This window comes from Paenibacillus sp. FSL H7-0690 (assembly GCF_037980415.1).
Taxonomy (GTDB): domain Bacteria; phylum Bacillota; class Bacilli; order Paenibacillales; family Paenibacillaceae; genus Paenibacillus_AQ; species Paenibacillus_AQ odorifer.
Genome location: NZ_CP150281.1, coordinates 3789137 through 3807574 on the forward strand (window position 1 = coordinate 3789137; position 18438 = coordinate 3807574).

The following is an 18438-nucleotide window of genomic DNA, read 5'->3' on the forward strand; positions in this document are numbered from 1 at the left end:
ATATTTTAAATCGCATTGTTACTCATACGGCATCTTGTCCTTACCCATATATAACACACTGTTATATATGGGGTAATAGATGTAAAGTCGTTGGGTGTTCCATTCTTGTATATTTACCTGACACTCCCATATCTTTTATTGTATTGAATTCATCAACTCATAGTAATATTTAGAATCACTAGTCTTATAAAGGCTATACCAAGCGTCTAATGTTTTTGGAGAAAACACATCCAAAGCTTTCAAGATGTGTGCAGAAAATTCCAACGGAGCTATTCCAGATGCGGTGATCAGTTTTCCATCAGTTACAGCAGACTCCATTTTGTAATACTTTTCTCCTGTATAAGTGGGACAGATCATTTTAAGGTATTCCAGATCATTGCTTGTATGCCCACGTGAATTCAGCAATCCTGTCTGGGCAAGTCCCATTGTAGCACCACAAATCGCTGCAACCCATATACCTTCCCTTAAACACCTTTCAGCGATTTTTAAGAGGGGGTGGTGAATGGTTTCTGTCCATGTATCTCCACCGGGTAAAATCAATAGATCGGATCTTTCAATACTGCAATCATCCAATTTGATGTCAGGTAAGATTTTTAATCCGCCCATTGTAGTTACTGGAGTCTTATCAATTCCCACGGTAACTATTTTTGATGGGGCCAGCCCCTTTTTATAATATCTTCCCGAGTTCAGTTCGGCAGTTAAGTAACCTATTTCCCAGTCTGCCATTGTGTCAAACACATAAAGATATACCGTATTATTCATTTGCAAGTTCTCCCTATTTTACAATTCATCAAGTGATACCAACCAGGTAATCAATGATTATCATCATTATAAAATGACTTCACTGACATCCGCTGTCAGTGAAGTTTTTAAAGTTGATAATATTCCATTAACTCCGACACAACACCAACAAGTTTTTCCTTCAAACTCTGTGGTTCGATTACTTGAATGGATTTCCCGTAGGATAAGAGAAAATTAGGAACATAGGTATGAATTGATTTTTCCTCAAGTAAAAAGATTGCTTGATTTGATGTACGCTCTTTCAGATGATGCCCCAAAAACCAATGCAGGCATAAGTCATCCAACGCCTCTGACCTACCTTCGATAATTAAAGCAATTAACCCGTCCTTGCCGACTATATCAGGTAATAGATTTCGCAAAAAAAATTCCCGAGCCAAAAAAGCTTCGGAACGTTTAAATATGTTTTGAGTCCGCTTGATTTGTAAAATCCGTTCTACCCGAAAGCTGCGGATCTCATTTCTCAGGTGGCAAAATGCAACAATATACCATTTATTGTTCCAGTACACCATTCCATAGGGATCTATCACCCTAGTCTTGGGTTGATCATCACGGCGTGTGTGATAATCAATTTCTACAGAGAATTCGTTTGCTACAGCTTGCTCCAATTCCGCCAATACTGGCTGAATAGAAGGGTCTCCCCTACGGTTTATAACTTCAAATCCGGCTAAATGATGGCTGAGAACACTTTCCTGTTCCTGATTCGAATACATTTTCAATTTGGATGTCGCATTACCTAAAGCCTCACTCAAAGGGTATCCCGCTTCTTTTGCAAAAACAGCAGCATGAAGAAGTGCTTTTTTTTCTTCAATATCAAATAGCAGAGGTGCTCTGATAAAATTATTCAGTAAGCTATACCCGCCATTATGACCAGTGTCCGATATTATAGGCACTCCACTGGCACTTAGCGCATCAATATACCGATAGACTGTCCTTATATTTATTTCTAACTTTTCGGATATTTGTTTTGCGGTCATTTTAACACCCGAATTCAGCATCCATAGGATTGCCAGCATATTATCGTTTTTTGGCATCACATATACCTCATCTTTTATTAGGATCGCACTAAATTATTTGCTTTGCGAATCGCCTGCATCCCTTTATTCATCAATCTTTCAGCCTTTCAATCCTCACTTAGCAATCTATAAACAACAATCTGCAATTTTTAACATTGCTGCTCTTAGCTCAACCCAACAATCTACTTTACCACAACTTGTGATACAGTTCACCGCGCTGTTTGTAACGGTAAGTTTTTGGGCCATCCTTTGCAGAATGCTCTTTCTTTGATCCGCTAGGTTCCAATTGCCCTAACCGCCGTTCAAGGGACTAAAGAATATACACAGCATATACATCACCTGGAAGAATGGATATTTCCAGTTTCAATAAACTTGAGTGATGCGTATAGCCTTTACCAAGTAGACAGTTAATAACGCCTTTACACAAAAACAAACTTACCATGCGTCTGCTCATGAGCAGTAACGCACGGTAAGTTCCATCAATAATAACTCTTTATTTGGTAATATGTTGTATTTTTATGAAAATATCTTCCTTCTTCATATATTTATGCCTTCATCAGTATTTAAGCTCAATATCCTTCCACATGGTATTCCCATCCTTGTCGAAGCCTGTCATCTCGGTAGCGCTCATCAATTCGCCTGTTTTGACATCAAAGAAAGCGCTCATTCTCAAACTGTCATTCTCACGATTAGGAGAATTCGGCGAGATACCCATAACTCTTAGCAGCAGACGTGTTTTGGAGGAGTTAGGATCAGTATTATACCCGCTGATAGTAAAATGATAACCCTTGATCCAGTCATCTGCTATAGCAGGATTTCCTGGTTTCATCCCCAGTCTCTCAACAGCTTGTTTAACTGCATCGGAAGAATCGATTTGAATATCAGATATCGCATACTGTCCTTTTACAAGTAAATTCTTATCGTGCTTTTTCACATCAGTCTTAATGGCCATTCCATTATCGATCTTGATATAAATAAAAACATTCCCTTTCTTGCTGCCAAATTCGAGATTCCAAGCATCTCTTGTTCCATCCGAACCATCGGTTCGTTCCTGGGAATCAGAAGTGTCATCTGTGCTTGTTATGTTAATAAGTAATGGCTCTTCTTCCGTCAGCTTCTTCGCCTCTGAGTACCCAAGGCGCAGTGCCTCCATCGCGGTTACGCTCTTCTTTTCATTGGTTCCCTTATTCGTTATTGTAGCAGCTGGTTTCTCTGTCTCGTTAATCATCTCACTGGTTGTTGTGGCGGCCTGTTCCTCTGATTTGTTAGAAGAGCCGTCGAAAAGAACATTTTTCATACTGAAGAATAGAACGACCATAATCACAACCAATGTAATTGAGGCAATGCTAACATATTTCTTCTTACGCAAGGCTGCTTCTCCTTAGTTAATGAGTATAAGAAACTTTGGTTACGCCATAATTAACTGCTGAAGTAGTTTACGTACTGTCCACACAATGACGATTAAATTTTCCAATTTTTAACACACCAAAATCATACAATATTGTTTCCTTAAATGCAATTCTTGTCGCATATTTTAAAATAACGGCTATTATTTACATTAGCTCGAAACGAAATTGATCCTAGCTCACTGGTTTCAAGGGTTAAACTTGCCCCTATTTATGATACGATTCACCGAGTCTGATCTTAAACTAAGCTGCCCGTAAGTGAATAAGTTAACAGTCATTCCCTCGAATCCTTTGATAGACATCCGCATAGGAAAACTTAAGTTGTTCTCGCAACTTTTTATTTTCTTCTTCGAGCTTCTTCATCTTTCGTTTTAACGACGCAATGATGGTGTCCTTGTTGTTTTCATCGAACGCCAACAAACAATTGCATTTCTCCGCCTCATGCGTTACACTCTTTACATTGACAAATTTGCAGGTCTATAAAAAGGAGGTTAACGCGCCCATGTGCCCCCGTACCAAAGAACAAAATGAGCTCATACGCATGCAGCGCAGGGAACAAATCCTGGACTTCGCCGCGCGCACCTACTTCCGTACGGGCGGAAGCTTTGATATTCGCGACGTCGCCCGCGAGGCTGGTCTCGGTTATGGCACGGTATACCATTATTACCCCAACCGGCATTTACTAATAGAAGATGTGCTGAGCAGCGGCTTCGAGCGATGTGAGCAAACCCTGACTCAATGGGCGAACATCAGCCGGGACACCCCTGACGACAGGCAGTTGTTAACGTATTGCAAGACGTTACTCCGGTTGTGGCAGTCAGATGCCCGCGCATATCTCGTCTACAAAATGGCAGCGGAACATTTTACAGGCTTGCCAGAGAAAGATCGGCATCCTGCCAAAAGACGATTCACGGAAAGACTGTATGTTCCACTCCAATCGATCATCCAGCGCGAAGACGACAGCGTCGACCTTATGCTTGCCGTGTTGGTCAGCTGCTGCGGTCTGCACTACTATGCGAACACTTCCGAGCTGGACGTCGATCGAATCGCCCAACTCGCGATGCAAGCCATTACAAAGGAGTCCTGAAACAAACATGGTTATCTTAAAAAGCAAGTATGAAATCGAAGCCATCCGCAAGGCATGCCAGGTTGTGGCCGAATGCCATCGCACAATTGCCCCGCTCATCAAACCGGGCATCACAACGAACGAGATTGAGCGCATATTCGAGGATATTATTTTGAAGCACGGCGCCAAACCATACACGAAGGGTTACAATGGCTATCAATATGCGACCTGTGCCTCCGTCAACGACGTAATTGCACATGGCTTCCCTACAAATAAGCCACTTGAGGAAGGCGATATTGTGACGATCGACACGGTAGCGGAGCTCGACGGCTGGCTCGGCGATTCAGCCTGGAGCTATGCGGTCGGGAAGATCTCACCGACGGCTGAGAAGCTGATGCGCGTCACGAAGGAGTGCCTTGACCTCGGCATCGCGCAGGCACAGCCCGGCAATCGGCTCGGAGACGTGACGAGCGCAATCCAGCGGCATGCCGAATCGAACAACTTCGGTGTCGTGCGCGACCTTCTCGCTCATGGCATCGGTCGTGACCTTCACGAGGAGCCGACCTATATGCATGTCGGCAAGCCCGGCAAAGGCCCCCGCATCAAGGAAGGCATGGTATTCACGATCGAGCCCATGATCACTGAAGGCACCTACAACATGACAATTGATCAGGACGGCTGGACCGCCCGGACGCTGGACCGCAAGCTCGCCGCCCAATACGAGCATACGATCGCCATCACCGCTGAAGGACCACAAATCCTGACCGCGCAATAGAACAATTAGAAGCCGACCAACGAGAGGGTCGACTTCTTTTTTATTTATTGAGCAGAACTTCTTTCTTCATCCGATACATGCGTTCATCCCGTTCTTTTATAGAGCTCAGCCGAAACAGGTTCGCCGACAGCGTATCGAGGTTACTCGCCTGGACGCGATCACATATTCATCTCCGTCAAACCATGACAAGATCGGAAAACTCCGACTAACTCCATTAATTCCTTATTTTACCATCATGTACCATTCGCTTAATTCAATCTCATTATGTTTCTCATTTGTCTTTTGAAGTGTTTGAATAATTGAACCTTTTCAAATAATCACTTATTATACTCTGATCCTGATGCCACCATAACATGGAAAAATCAATTTTTTTTGCAAATCCTAGCTTTTTCGCTAACTGTATCGATCGTTCATTGCCAGCGTCACAACTATAATTCGGCAATAGATTGTGGTTCAAACAATGTTCTATAAATGCCGTACCCGTAAGTGTTGCTAACCCTTTATTCTGGTATTCATCCACGGTTACAATATCGATATCCGCATACCCTCGACCTACAAAATAAGAATTACAAACACTTGCAAATTGATCATCCTTCACTAGGCAGTATCCAAACCCTCTATCTATAAAGTTTTGTGCCGAACTCCATAGCGAGTCATAAGAAGCGTCCATTTCATTTTTGTATTTATCGAACAGAATGTCATCCATACGTTTCATTACAAATTGTTCTGGCGATGAGTTAAGGGTTTTTAGATGTTGGAATTGGGATAGCTCGAACGTAAAAGAAGAACGGTACAATAGTACAGTCTTTCCCGCTAGCCTATCGCCAATTTGAAAAAGCAAATCCGGCGTTGAAACATAAAGATCGTAGTAAATTGAATGATTTTGATCATTTAGCAAAAATTCAACCACATCGTTCATGAAGCTTTCATTGTCGCCACTGCCAGTCAAAAGATACTGTCCATATAAATTGATAATTAGACCGCAAGTAGGATTTTCTCTGCGATCAACAAACACTTTTCCAGACTGATTACGCTCAATTACGGAATATGCAAACACAGGTTCATACGCTAGATTTTTCAGCAGTGGCAGAATGTGAGCGTACTCTCCTTTAGATAACTCTATCATTTCATCTCTCCCTTCTATTTAGTTCCTCTACTTTTCACAAAACCTGATGCCTTATTACAACACAAAATATAGGAATAAATAGGATAAATAAAATAACCACTCTAATTTCATTTTCACCTAAGATTATTGCTGGTTTATCCCACCCTTTAGTTAAGCAAAAAAAATGGCTGCAGAAGCAACCACTATCAATTCCCGTTAGTTAAATGTATTCATTGAATTATCCATCCTTTTCAATTAATACAATTGCGTCACCTTAGATTTTTTCTATCGCAATACATTACGTTTCTCCTAACATTTCCTACAAACACTAATGATAGATGAAGATGACGGAGAAAACGGCGTTTTATCCCAGTCAGCATATTGATGTTCGACGCAAAAGCCGTGACGAGTTAATAAAGAATGTAGCGTATTCGGATCCGTGAACCGACAAGCAATTCGGGAAGTCGTTCGCTTACACCCCCAATCACGCATCGTGACCCAATGCATGATATGCTGGCCAGCATCGTAACATTGGGTGCCTGATACCTTGACGTTATTTCCATCCTTATCAATAAATGCTCCCCATTCTGTCTCCTCTTGATCGGATAAATCCGTTCCCTCCGGATTTCGGGTCTCAAATGCAAAGATTCCATGGGCTTGTAAATGTTTGTGAACGGTCGTGAGCAAATCGCTTTGATCTTGATCACTTAAGAATGCCTGAAATGCATTACCAGTCAAATAAATCATCGAAAATCGCTTGTCCGATTCGAAGGTACGGGCATCACCTTCCATAAAAGTAACAGTCAGCCCTTTCGCCTTCAACCGCGCATACGCAATCATCGCTGAAGAGATATCTACACCGGTTATTGTTATACCGGCTTTCGAGAGGGGGATCGTTGTTAAGCCTGTACCACAAGCAAGTTCTAACACTTCCCCAGGACTCGATCTGGCAAGCTCAAGATAGAACTGGTATTTGTCCATTTCACCGTTAAATTCAAGATCGTAATTTACCGGATCTTGAAATTCTTCAAGATTGCTATGTTCAATCAACACCATTCCCCCTTTCATTCCTTGTTAGAATATAATCGAAATAAATGCTAATCGACAGCCATCGCGCTTAACAGTATTATTTTACTATTTTTTTGATAACACGTTTGGTGATAAACGGTTATAATCAATTTTCATCAAACATACCAGTCCTCGTTAGTTCAACCCTGAACGTTCCATTTCATATTTTATAAAATATACTTTCACCATTGAGGAAGGGGCGACAATACTCAGCGCATAATTTGGGCATTCTTTCACGCATCCAGTCATGAACATGTACATTCTCTATCTGGAAGACGTAATACCCAATAATAGCGACCAACATTAAACCTTCCAACTGCTGTAGATCTTTCGCTGTATTTTCACACTCTCTGTAATACCCCTTTAGGAAAGTATCTCTTCGATCGGTTGGTAGCATCATAGCTCCCATGGCTACATCAAGTAAAGCATAACCTTTTCCGAAAAAGCCAAAATCGATGAAGCGCACCTTTCCTTCGGTTGTGATGATGATATTACCCATACACAAATCCCCATGAATAAGGTCCGGGCCAGCCTCCCCGCCATGGTCATCTAACCGGAAGTTGATCAATTGCAGCGTTTGTTCAATGACATTAGCCTCAGAAGGCGTAAATAAATTCTTTTTCACACCCGAATGAATCACACGGATCATCCGTTCATTATAAGCTTTGCCTTGACTCGGGCGAATCTCCATACCTGAATGTTCGTACTGCCGAAAAAAAGTATGCAGTTCTGCTATTTGAGATCCCAGTTCTTTTACCAGTTCAAAATTGTTAACATCATTCATATTCATGTCTCTTCCATCCAACCAGGTGAGGACGGAGCAGTTTAGCAGTTCACCTTCGTATTCAATGATCGTAATAAGTTCACCCTCATTGTTTCTTACGGGAGTCTGTATTTCGTTGGTGCTCCAGCTTCCCAGCTTCTCAAGCATTTGCAATTCTCCAAGAATGCCGCTGTATGTATGTTGCAGACCTTTCATGTCCTCTATAAAAGGTTCATGAATGCGGAGTAAATATGATTTTCCCGTTCTGTCATTAACACGATAGGTTCTGTTCTCGTTATGCCTTAAGAAAATAATCTCAGGCTGTTGGATATCGTACCTGCCTAGTAAGTCCAAAAGCTTCTCGTTCGTCATAAGGGACTCCTTTAAAATAGAAGGATTCATTAATTCAATCTTCGTCTGAGTCATAAAAATTGAAATCTACTACATTCTAAAAATCATTCAATTCACCAATTGTACTTCTACAACATTTTCGAAATATCCTGCCTATAGCTTGACGAAGCTGCCGGAATGTTTTTCGCGGCAGCCTCGTTGTGAAAGGATATTCAGCGCTCAGTTTCAATAGTCCAACCAAACTCTTTTATTTCTTAGTGATAGGCACCCATATTTCACTTTTAAAATTTGGCGATGTGATATCTTTGTGCTCATTCCATAGAATTTCAGGCCCTTTAATTAGCTCATATCCCGATGACGGAGCCCATTCCGAATATATTCGCCCCCAGATCTCTTGTAGCGCACTCGGAAAAGAGCCGACGACTGTGAATACAGCCCACATAGAGGCCCCCACTTCCAGCTGATCCAAGCCATTCCATGCGTCTTTTGTAGTGGCAACGCCAATATAATGATCGAACTCTCCTTTTTCCTCCATACGTCCTTCAGAGAAATTTGTAGAGGCGCTTATAAATCCTGAGGGCTCAACATCAGAAAATCTCTTCATCTCATCAATCATTTCCGGCGTCAACCCTTCATACATCGACGCAATCTCCGGATTGACCCCTTGGAAAATGATTGGAACCCGTTTTTTTATGCCCACGATGCGGAAAGACTCTTTGTTTTCAATCCGGTAATTCATTTCATTTCCTCCTTTGATAGTCAGCTGAAACGACATCCGAGGGAACGCCTTAAGGGAATGTCCATGGACCCGAGCTTCCGAAGGACTAACCCCATGCAGGCTATGGAAAGCCCTAGAAAAGGAATCCGGCGAATTATAACCATACTTCAGAGCAGCATCGATAATTTTGATATTACTTTGTGAAAGCTCGAGTGCTGCCAAAGTTAGACGTCGACGCCGGATGTATTCCGACAGAGTAATGCCTGCTAGGAATGAGAACATGCGAGTAAAATGATATTCCGAACAGCAGGCTATTTTCACAACCTCCTGATAATCAATGGGATTTGTTAGGTTCTCCTCAATATAGCTTATTGCTTTGTTCAGTTGTACCAGCGTATCCATGACGTTGCCTCCCCTCGTTAATTATAAGGTTATCAGAGATGGTTTTTATCTTCCCGACTTTATCTGCACGATTCTGTAGGGTTTTTCATGTTTCGATGAACAGAGACTCAATACGAGGAAGTTACTCTCTTCTCACAAGAAGGACTACTTTTTTTGGTTGTCAAAATCATAGTTAACATAATCATATTTATGTTAACTATAATCTGAAGTGCGTTCATAAGCTCGCTCGTCCACTCACTTTCACAACCTTTTCATAGCAAGAGCAAAACGCTTTATCGTCTCTTTTGACAACCCATTTACGTTCTTATTTTTTCCTTTTACCATCCGCAGTACAAACCGGTCTAGCAAAGTTAGCTTCTCTTCATAGATCTCATCTCCAAAAACTTCTTTCGTCACCGATTGGTCATATAACATTTCTGGAAACGCAGATTTCAATTCTTGTGAGGCCTGTTCACCTGTTGCTCCTGCACAAACAAACAATCCTACTCGTTTTTTCCCTAGTTCATTTTGATATTTTGTTGTAAAATCAGTCATTTGTTTTTGGATTTTTCCATAATAAACAGATCCTCCCAAGATGACCGTATCATATCGTTCCAGTGTCGGCTCTTTAGCATGCATCAGGTTAACTACTTCGGTTTCTTCGCCCAGTTGAGATTTTAATAAATAAGCCGCTTTCTCCGCACACCCATATTTCGAGGTATACATAATTATTGTCTTCATTCTAATCACTCCCTGCCGCTCGCTGGTCACATATTATCTTAAGGGTTCACGTACATGCTTTAACAAAATAACCATACAAGCAGCAATAGCTACAGTCATCGTCGGAAAAATTACACACTCGGCTATAGACACAGCCACACCGCTATAGATCATTGCCACCAGCATTGCCGTAATTGCTAGCAGTAATGTAACTCCTTTAAAAACAACGACAGTTGCCAGTAGGTACCCAAAAGGTTGTCTACGAATGACCATAATCCCCGTTACAATTGCTAATGGGACTAAGATCGCAAGATCCAAAACTTGAATTACCAATGTACTATAGTGCTCTAGCCCTTGTGGCGGTGTTCCCCCCAGTAGTGAATTCAGTATTTTCCCTAACCAGAGCAATAAAATCATAAAAGCAATAACCAATAGGGAAAAGCCGATTCCTCTAGAAGGTAAATTGTTTTTAAAGTAAGTATGTATGGATACTTTATCAAAGGAAAATAAGGCTAGGATGAATGCGAAAAAACTTAAAGAAAACAACAGCACATAAACTAAAAACAATGAATTGTACATCGTCAGAAAGCTGTAGGATGCGTAAGTATATAAAAAGTACCCCAAAGTGCCCGTAAGGAGCATCCTCCCCTTTATCGAGCCTTTAATTGTCATGATGAGCGAACTGAGCAGTAAAGGTATGGCAAGAAATAATGTAACTCCATCCTGTGCTTTAGCTTGTGCCGCCGCAGAGACAGAATCATGGCTGTACACTCCTGACCCCTGAAGCTTTACATCCTCGCCCCATATTGACGTGAAAGTATATTTTGTTCCATCACTTATCCCATCTGAAAACAATCCAACCGCTGTTGCAAACACTGCAATAACCGAAATCAACACCGACAGCACTACGACTTTCCTTATATGTTTTATAACAACCGCCCCCTCCCTTCATAAAAATATTTAGATTTCACCTGGAAGCAATAGCAACCATTGAATCCAAATGACATGAAATCAGAGCTTCGACCTGATCATCAGGCAGATCCTTTTCGACAAGCAACCGCATAATTAAACCGAATGCTGCACTCCATATCACCTGAGCTGTGAGTTCTACGAAAGCTTCTTCACGGTTTTTTTGTGCTTCAGATCTGAGCAGGCCCTGGCAGAGCATCCCAATCGCTTTACGCTCCTGTGCAGCTCCTCTAAATAGAACAGCTGTGTAACTAAGAACAGCCGGTGTATCGTTTAGCATTACATTCCGGTATTCTACACCCGTAGAAAGAGACATCCTGATGAACTTCTCCAATGTTCGTTTTAAAAGTGTATCTGGAGGTAATTCCTGCTGTACCTCTTGTTGCACAGACTGAAGCTCAGAAAGCATATCCGTATATTTTTGTTGCAAATAGTTCTCGATAATCTCTTCTTTGCCTTTAAAATAATGATAAATAATTCCCGGTGAATATTCGATTTTCTCAGCGATTTTTCGGATAGACAGCTTCTCTATTCCCTCTTCGGCAATCAATAAAGCTGCATTTTGCAGGATCAGATTTCTCATTTCTTCACGCTCACGTACTTTTCGTTGTTCTTTAGTCATAAATTCGTCTCCTTGTGGATTGAACACCGTTTAATATTTGAACATTGTTTAATATATATTTTGAATTATTTTATGTCAATCTCCTTAGTCACATGTATTCTCCTCCCCCAATGTACATATCGGACATAAAAAATCCGCCAGTCATTTAGACTGACGGAACCTTTAATTTGTGAAGTTAAAGGATTACAGACAGAGGGTTTTAGTAATGATAACCAACAGGATAAACAGAACCAGAATAGCTCCTGTGGAAGTGAAACCACCGTATCCTCCTGCAAATTCGCCCATTGTTGACTCCTCCTTTGTAATTGAGTACATCATAAGATATGCAATATTGCCCTCACTGACTGGGTATTTTGAACACAAAAAATAAACCAACGACCTTTTTTATGGTGAATGGTTTAATAGGTTGACATAATAAATGTTATGTTAACTACAATAGAGAGCATAAGATGCTCCCTACATCACAATTCGTATATGTTCTTAATAGCTAGCCAGTTTTATAAAAAATCACAATTTCCTGACCTTCCGTCTTGACGCTCTCTTTGTCATTCTCTACTGTCTAGCGCTCACTCGCTTAGCCCCTTTTTCAATCCATTTGCCGTTAGTAGCAAGCTCCATAGCTAAAAGAAACCAGCAATATAACGGTTTTTATTTCTTAATCCTATTAATAGTTAATGTGTTGAAGTATTGGCTGGGGTTGCCTTGCTGTGGATTAAAGCGCTCTTGAAACTCTCCATGGGTATAGTCCCCGATCACTTTATGCCAGAAATCACGAGCAGGTATATTCGCACGGACTTGTGAAACCTTCCATTCCCCAGAGTACATATCAAAGAGCTTATGCGCAGCCCATGTACCTACACCACTTCGGCGGTATTTTTGCATCACAAAAAACTCAGTCATATAAAACTGGCCTTCAGGATTACGCAATAACCTGTCCACCAAAGCAAAACCAGCAATATGCCCGTCCACCTTAAACAAATATGCGAATTTATTATTTCCGCTACTCCAATAAGCTTCTAGTCCCGGATAGGCCGGAAATACCCCGTCTTGATTGACATCAAATTCTAAATAACGGGTGAAATCATATAGGTAGAACTGCATTAATCTGCTTATAGTATGCTTACGTTCTTTGGGAACCAGCTCAATTTCAAGTTTCATTATGTGCACCTCTGACATTTATGTTTACTTCACATCATAAAGCTTAGCGGCATCAGGAGCAAGGCTCGGACCTAGTTTCCCCTTCATTCGAAGTCCAATCTGGGACAAAACATGTTAAGATAGAAGGAAGAGATTTTATGCAATCTATGGAAAAAGGTGAATCACATGAGCGTTCAAAAGAACGATGACCGTAAAAAACTTGATCAAAAGCTACCCCTCATGCCCTGGTTCGTTCAGCAGTTTATTGATTATAAACGCCCTGATCTCTCCCCTTCCACACTGCTGGAGTATATCCGGGATTATGAATCTTTTTTCGGCTGGTTGCGTGCAGAGGGCTTATCTCAAGCCGGCTCAAATACCGAGATCACACTTCTAGAATTGGAAACCCTACATATGGACAGTATTGTCGGATATCGGTTGCATCTAACTACTCGCGCCGAGGGAACGAACACTCGAGTTACTGTATCCCGTAAGTTATCTGCATTACGCTCCTTATTTCATTATTTAAGTCAAATCGCCGAGGATGAGAACTTTTATCCATTGCTTAAACGCAACATTATGGCTAAGGTTGAGGTCAAACGAACACATAAGCCAAAGGATACTGCCGCTAAGTTAAAGGGTAAGATTTTGGAAGATGAGGAATTACTGGAGTTTGTGGGGTACATTTATGAAGGTTATGGACGGGATGTGGAAGGTAACAAACAGGCTTATTATTCGTTTCAATTAAATCATGAGCGCGACGCCTGTATTGCCAGCTTAATTCTGAACTCTGGCCTGCGTGTGTCTGAGGTAGTCAATCTAAACGTAGACGATTTGGATGTTAACAACAAGCTGCTATATGTCACCCGCAAAGGGAATAATGACGAAACGTTCAAGACACCTGTCTATTTTCGAGAGCAAGCTAAAGATGATCTAGCTCTTTATCTTAGTCTGCGCCAATCTCGCTACAAAACACCCAAGAGAGAAAAAGCCTTGTTTATCTCTCTCCCTAACGGGCGTCAAGAAGGCAAACGTATGACCAAACGTGCGATTCAAGAAATGATTATTAAGTACGCTAAACGCTTTGGTAAACCGTATCTTACGGTTCATAAGCTGCGTCATTCTTTTGCAACAGATTATTATCTGCAAAATGATATTTATAAAACGAAGGAACAGCTCGGGCACGCATCCACCGAAACAACTGAGATCTACGCTCATCTAACGGATAAAACGATGTCCGAGGCGATCGAGCGGCGTACCGATAATTAATCATCACCAAGGGGAGCCTATACTTCGGATGAGTAGCCGCTCTTCGCTAGTGCAGAGTTGTTATCGGTCTCAGCGGACCTTAAATGCAGGATTATCTCACATTTGGGTGGCTAACGGACCCCCAAGGTCGCTATTGGCCTGAAATACGTAAATATGAGCTCCATTCTATGAAATAGCGACGCTGAGGTCCGAAACCCCGCTTAAAAGGTGATAAATAAACAAATAAGATCATCTGAGTCCTTAAGCATCCGCGGGGGATTAATCTCGGCAGTGGTGTAGGCTAATAACTCCAACCAGCAGAGCAGCGACTCTTCCGATAGGAGAATTGCTATGATAGTGTTGCCTACCCGGGCATTTCATTCTCGCTTTTTTTCAAATTTGAGTACAACCGGCGGGCACCCCTAACCCTTTTATTGTTGCACTAAAAACCCACTTACGGTACGCAAGTGGGTTTTCTTATTCTAGTTTCTGGGGTAAAATCTCCCTTTAAACCGGTTGTAAGCGACTATTGGGTTAGCGCGAAAACTGTTTTTTGTTTATCTATTGTGAATTTTTCATATGTTGAAATGTTGGCAATAATAACGTTGGCTTAGCAATTATATGGCGATTTCTGTGCGTGCGTGGATATCAAATACCTTTTTAATTACTCCAATACCTGCGGTGATATTTTGTTAATCATCGATGGCCGGAGTAACCTCCACATCTAGCCCCGAATCTCTCCTGGCAGCTTGATCACTGTTACCTTATCTCCGGCAGATAGCCCCTTTTCTTCTGGGGGTACAACTATCAAACAGTCGCTATCCTTGATCGTGACCGTTACGGAAGATTCATCAATGAGTGCCGGATAAGCAAACAGGCTGCCGTCTTTAATTTCTAACCGAGCTCGCACAAATCTAGTAAAATTATTCACTCTTTTATAATCTGTGCCGAGTGTAGCGCTCCATTCCGGTAAAAAAGGCTTAGAAGAACTTTGCATCAGTGAAATCACAGGTCGTGCAAACAGTTGAAACCCAACGAAACAAGCCCCCGGATTTCCTGATAAAGCTAACAGCAGCTTACCCCCTCTAACCGCAGCAGTAGTTACGCTTCCCGGACGCATCGTCACTTTGTTGAACAACATATTACCACTTTGTTCGCGAACCAAGTCGCCCATGATATCATAATCCCCCACAGAAACGCCACCCGTTGTAATCACAAAATCATAAGTTTCCAGCGCCATCTGTACTTTACTTCTAGCCAGCTCCAGATCATCCACAATAGCGCCTAACATTACTGGAACCCCCCCTGTTTCTTTGACTAGAGCTTCTAGCATAGGGGAGTTACTATTGCGGATTTTGCCAGGCTCCAGCGGCTCATGCACTTCCAGCAGCTCTGTTCCTGTGGCAAAGATGGCTACCTTGGGACGACGATAGACTTTCACGGTATGTAATCCAAACGCTGCAAGAACAGCTATATCCCCCGCAGAGATTAACCTTCCTGTAGGCAATACAAGATCACCTTGGCTTAATTCGAAACCTTGAGGTGTGATATTGCTGTTTGCTTCTAGTTTTTTTCGAATACCAACGTAAGTCTTTCCTTCCTCTTCACGTCTCTCCGTGACCTCCAGCATCACCACAGCATCTGCCCCTACCGGTACTTGTGCACCCGTCATAATTCTTGCGGCTGTTCCCGGAGTTATATCTACCGCAGGCACTGCGCCACACGGAATATTATCCACAATTTCTAACCATACCACTTGTCCATTAACACAGTTATGGGTATCCCCCGCGATAATCGCATATCCATCCATACTCGAACGATTAAACGCAGGAAATGGGTGTGGAGCAATCACTTTTTCAGCCAAATAACGTCCACAACACTCATCCAGCGATACGTCTTCTGATTCTAGAGGATTGGCATATTTGATTATTTTGGCCTGAGCTTCTTTTACTTGCAGCGCTTCACGCTGAAATTTATTATCCTTCATAAAGACCTCCGCTCTGAAACGTCGATGTTTGCAGTAATAGGTATTATTTTAACATGAGACCTCTTGAAGTAAAATTATAAACACAAAAGGCCACCATCCATGTTTATGGGCAGCAGCCTTTTCTACAATATTTTTTCCGGTATAGTGATCCGTTACTTCTCTACTAGTCTAGGATGCTCTAATTACCTTTACATCCCCAGGGATTATTTTCTCCCCTTCATAAAGCATAAACCGTCCATGTTGCCACTCTACACGCAGTAGACGTGAATCATCTGATTGATATTGCCACACATGCTGCTCTCCACCATTCATAAATGGCGTCTGACCTGCAACAGCGACAAAACCTTCATATTCTTCCTCCAGGAAAAATGTATAGCCATCGAGCTCAAGCGTTGCTGGAACCTCAGCAGGATTATCTAACCGCCCATCGATTGGTCTGTACAATCCATATTGCAGCTGTTCCCGCTCTTCTATATGAAGATAAGCTATCTGGCTTCCATCTCTAAGGGTCAGAACAACAGCATTACGGCCCCGATTATGTGTCCGGCCAGTAACTTCATAGGTGACAAGCGATACTTCACAAATGTCTCCGGGAGACAAATTAAGCATACTTTTTTGAACTTCCTGAGGCGCTGGCTTAGAGAAAAGGTTACCTATACGTTTCCACATACTCAACTTGATCGTTCCTCCTACATAAAGGCAGTAATAATTAAAGCACCCGTAATTTGCAGTGAACCTGATAGCAGGCCATATCCGATTTTACCAAGCTGTGTACCATGATCCAGATCCAGCTTCCCCCAATTTGCTAGTAGAAGTCGAACCGTTCTTTCTAAAATTAACAAAAGCAAAAATGATACCAACGAAATTAGCAACGCATCTAACAAACTATTGGAAGCCGCTATCGATGAAGATAAAATGAAGGCCTGAGCTAAAAGCTTCATTACAAACCGTGTAGTCACCGCCATATTTCCAGCCTTTAACTCTTCTATATCGTTATAACGAGTAAAAAGTGAATCTATATACATCAGTACAAACAGCAACACAGCGCCGCTCACCGTCCACACGACCATGGACACCAGAATATGGAGATCCATTCTATAGCCCCCGCTTAATCATTTTGCATGCCTTTCATAAGCATAGATAAAGCGAAGAAGAAACGAATTTCTGTCTCCCCTTCGCCTGTGAACACCAGCCGTGAACCGGCTAAAGATCAAATGTTATTGCTTCTCGTATTGTTTCATCAGAGCCGCCAGTTCATCTTCAACCGCTTGATCTTTGTTCAGCTTCTCGAATTCATCATCCAGAGATTTATTGCCTGAACTCATCTCATTGCTGGCTTCAGCCTGAGCTTCTGCTTGCAGCATTTTATCTTCCATACGTTTGAGTCCTGCAGACGCTGAATCGGAACTAAATCCGCTCATTGCCTTGTTGATCTCGGTTTGAGCTTTGGCAGCATTATAACGTGCAACCAATGTCTCACGTTTGTTCTTCATTTGGGTAAGCTGTTTGCGCATCTCTTCAAGCTTGCCACGAAGGTTATCCGCAGAGGCTTTGTTCTGATCAAAGCTGGCTTTGTATTCTACCAGTTTAGCTTCAGCAGCATTTTTCTCTTCCAGAGCGCGGCGAGCAAGGTCAACATTACCCGCTTGAGCTGCTGCATGAGCCTGTTGGGTACGTTTGTTAACAAGCGCTTCTTGTTCTTCATACAGCTGTTTGAATTTCTTCTCAATGGCGATTTGCGCCGCTACAGCTTTTTCTGCATCTTCTAAATCTTCGGTCATATCACGAATGTATTGATCTGTCATTTTAATCGGGTCTTCTGCTTTGTCAATAATCGCGTTCACATTAGACATGGTTAAATCGCGCAATCTTTTAAATATAGACATGGTTTCATTCCTCCAAAAGATAATTTAATTCCTCACATGCTATCTTTTACGTAGAATTGCCACTACCGTTTCATATTTGTTGCGCTAAATATTGATTTACTTTTAAATTCACAATTTCCACGACTTCCATAATACCTTCTTTCGTGAGATTGTCGTAATGAATCCCCATCACTACTGTGACCGTCTTGTTCAGCGCTTCAGCTACTCTGATCGCAATGGGCTCGCTTATCGTGTGCTCTTTATGATGAGGAACCGCTGAAGTCAGTACTTTAACCTGCTCCCCCTCCAGATAAGCAGTACTCGTCGCACCAATATGCCGAACCCCTCCACTAATTAAGAGCAAGAGATCACATCCGACAGCCGTCGCCTTCAGCTCAATATCCTCAGGATCAATCTGGTTAGTAGTCATTAGTATTCCCCTC

Annotated in this window: 20 protein-coding genes; 3 read left to right on the forward strand and 17 right to left on the reverse strand. The window is 42.0% G+C overall.

The window, feature by feature from the left end:
* Positions 1-135 precede the first annotated feature (135 nt).
* From MHI32_RS16675 to MHI32_RS16685, 3 genes are all read right to left on the reverse strand, one after another.
* Positions 136-762 (reverse strand): type 1 glutamine amidotransferase family protein, encoded by a 627-nt coding sequence (locus MHI32_RS16675; protein WP_076126738.1) that lies wholly within the window; start codon positions 760-762, stop codon positions 136-138.
* A gap of 107 nt (positions 763-869) precedes the next feature.
* On the reverse strand, positions 870-1832 hold the full coding sequence (locus MHI32_RS16680; RefSeq protein ID WP_340010309.1) for a YafY family protein: 963 nt from the start codon (positions 1830-1832) through the stop codon (positions 870-872).
* A 538-nt stretch (positions 1833-2370) separates the two neighbouring features.
* A complete protein-coding gene (locus MHI32_RS16685) occupies positions 2371-3183 on the reverse strand; it encodes a hypothetical protein (protein ID WP_340010311.1) in 813 nt (270 codons plus the stop codon).
* 539 nt (positions 3184-3722) lie between these two features.
* Between MHI32_RS16685 and MHI32_RS16690 the strand changes: the two genes are divergently transcribed.
* Together MHI32_RS16690 and map are read left to right on the forward strand one after the other, a co-directional pair.
* Positions 3723-4307: a TetR/AcrR family transcriptional regulator gene (locus MHI32_RS16690; RefSeq protein ID WP_076190216.1), complete on the forward strand. Its 585-nt coding sequence runs from the start codon at positions 3723-3725 to the stop codon at positions 4305-4307.
* Positions 4308-4314: 7 nt separating this feature from the next.
* Complete coding sequence (map, locus tag MHI32_RS16695; protein WP_076277026.1) at positions 4315-5061, forward strand: type I methionyl aminopeptidase; 747 nt, start codon at positions 4315-4317, stop codon at positions 5059-5061.
* A gap of 271 nt (positions 5062-5332) precedes the next feature.
* On the opposite strand, the gene MHI32_RS16700 is transcribed toward map, so the two are convergent.
* The 9 genes from MHI32_RS16700 to MHI32_RS16740 all read right to left on the reverse strand — a co-directional run bounded on the left by MHI32_RS16700 (position 5333) and on the right by MHI32_RS16740 (position 12916).
* The gene (locus MHI32_RS16700) at positions 5333-6187 is read right to left on the reverse strand and encodes a GNAT family N-acetyltransferase (protein ID WP_076220624.1); all 855 of its coding nucleotides are present in this window, start codon (positions 6185-6187) and stop codon (positions 5333-5335) included.
* Positions 6188-6475: 288 nt separating this feature from the next.
* On the reverse strand, positions 6476-7216 hold the full coding sequence (locus MHI32_RS16705) for a class I SAM-dependent methyltransferase (RefSeq protein WP_340010314.1): 741 nt from the start codon (positions 7214-7216) through the stop codon (positions 6476-6478).
* A gap of 178 nt (positions 7217-7394) precedes the next feature.
* On the reverse strand, positions 7395-8369 hold the full coding sequence (locus MHI32_RS16710) for an aminoglycoside phosphotransferase family protein (RefSeq protein ID WP_076310596.1): 975 nt from the start codon (positions 8367-8369) through the stop codon (positions 7395-7397).
* A 226-nt stretch (positions 8370-8595) separates the two neighbouring features.
* Positions 8596-9468: an AraC family transcriptional regulator gene (locus MHI32_RS16715; protein ID WP_340010316.1), complete on the reverse strand. Its 873-nt coding sequence runs from the start codon at positions 9466-9468 to the stop codon at positions 8596-8598.
* 240 nt (positions 9469-9708) lie between these two features.
* Positions 9709-10188 carry a flavodoxin domain-containing protein gene (locus tag MHI32_RS16720; protein ID WP_340010318.1) on the reverse strand — a complete coding sequence of 160 codons (480 nt, stop codon included), beginning with the start codon at positions 10186-10188 and terminating at the stop codon, positions 9709-9711.
* Positions 10189-10221: 33 nt separating this feature from the next.
* Positions 10222-11073 carry a hypothetical protein gene (locus MHI32_RS16725; protein ID WP_081386229.1) on the reverse strand — a complete coding sequence of 284 codons (852 nt, stop codon included), beginning with the start codon at positions 11071-11073 and terminating at the stop codon, positions 10222-10224.
* A 61-nt stretch (positions 11074-11134) separates the two neighbouring features.
* Entirely contained in the window at positions 11135-11758 is a 624-nt protein-coding gene (locus MHI32_RS16730) for a TetR/AcrR family transcriptional regulator (protein ID WP_076308322.1), read from the reverse strand.
* 183 nt (positions 11759-11941) lie between these two features.
* Positions 11942-12043 (reverse strand): sporulation protein YjcZ, encoded by a 102-nt coding sequence (locus tag MHI32_RS16735; RefSeq protein ID WP_197069683.1) that lies wholly within the window; start codon positions 12041-12043, stop codon positions 11942-11944.
* A 363-nt stretch (positions 12044-12406) separates the two neighbouring features.
* Positions 12407-12916, reverse strand: a complete 510-nt coding sequence (locus tag MHI32_RS16740; protein ID WP_076184408.1) for a GNAT family N-acetyltransferase — start codon at positions 12914-12916, stop codon at positions 12407-12409.
* A gap of 165 nt (positions 12917-13081) precedes the next feature.
* On the opposite strand from MHI32_RS16740, the gene xerS reads away from it, so the two are divergent.
* Positions 13082-14164, forward strand: coding sequence for a tyrosine recombinase XerS (gene xerS / locus MHI32_RS16745; RefSeq protein ID WP_076190208.1), 1083 nt, complete (start codon positions 13082-13084; stop codon positions 14162-14164).
* A 703-nt stretch (positions 14165-14867) separates the two neighbouring features.
* Here xerS and glp read toward each other — a convergent pair.
* The 5 genes from glp to MHI32_RS16770 all read right to left on the reverse strand — a co-directional run bounded on the left by glp (position 14868) and on the right by MHI32_RS16770 (position 18425).
* Positions 14868-16130, reverse strand: a complete 1263-nt coding sequence (gene glp, locus MHI32_RS16750; RefSeq protein ID WP_076130053.1) for a gephyrin-like molybdotransferase Glp — start codon at positions 16128-16130, stop codon at positions 14868-14870.
* A gap of 168 nt (positions 16131-16298) precedes the next feature.
* Positions 16299-16805 carry a DUF4178 domain-containing protein gene (locus MHI32_RS16755; protein WP_076130052.1) on the reverse strand — a complete coding sequence of 169 codons (507 nt, stop codon included), beginning with the start codon at positions 16803-16805 and terminating at the stop codon, positions 16299-16301.
* 14 nt (positions 16806-16819) lie between these two features.
* The gene (locus tag MHI32_RS16760; RefSeq protein WP_036687618.1) at positions 16820-17224 is read right to left on the reverse strand and encodes a DUF350 domain-containing protein; all 405 of its coding nucleotides are present in this window, start codon (positions 17222-17224) and stop codon (positions 16820-16822) included.
* Between the two features lie 123 nt (positions 17225-17347).
* Positions 17348-18016 carry a PspA/IM30 family protein gene (locus MHI32_RS16765; RefSeq protein WP_036687619.1) on the reverse strand — a complete coding sequence of 223 codons (669 nt, stop codon included), beginning with the start codon at positions 18014-18016 and terminating at the stop codon, positions 17348-17350.
* A gap of 70 nt (positions 18017-18086) precedes the next feature.
* On the reverse strand, positions 18087-18425 hold the full coding sequence (locus MHI32_RS16770) for a hypothetical protein (RefSeq protein WP_076279329.1): 339 nt from the start codon (positions 18423-18425) through the stop codon (positions 18087-18089).
* Positions 18426-18438: the final 13 nt, after the last annotated feature.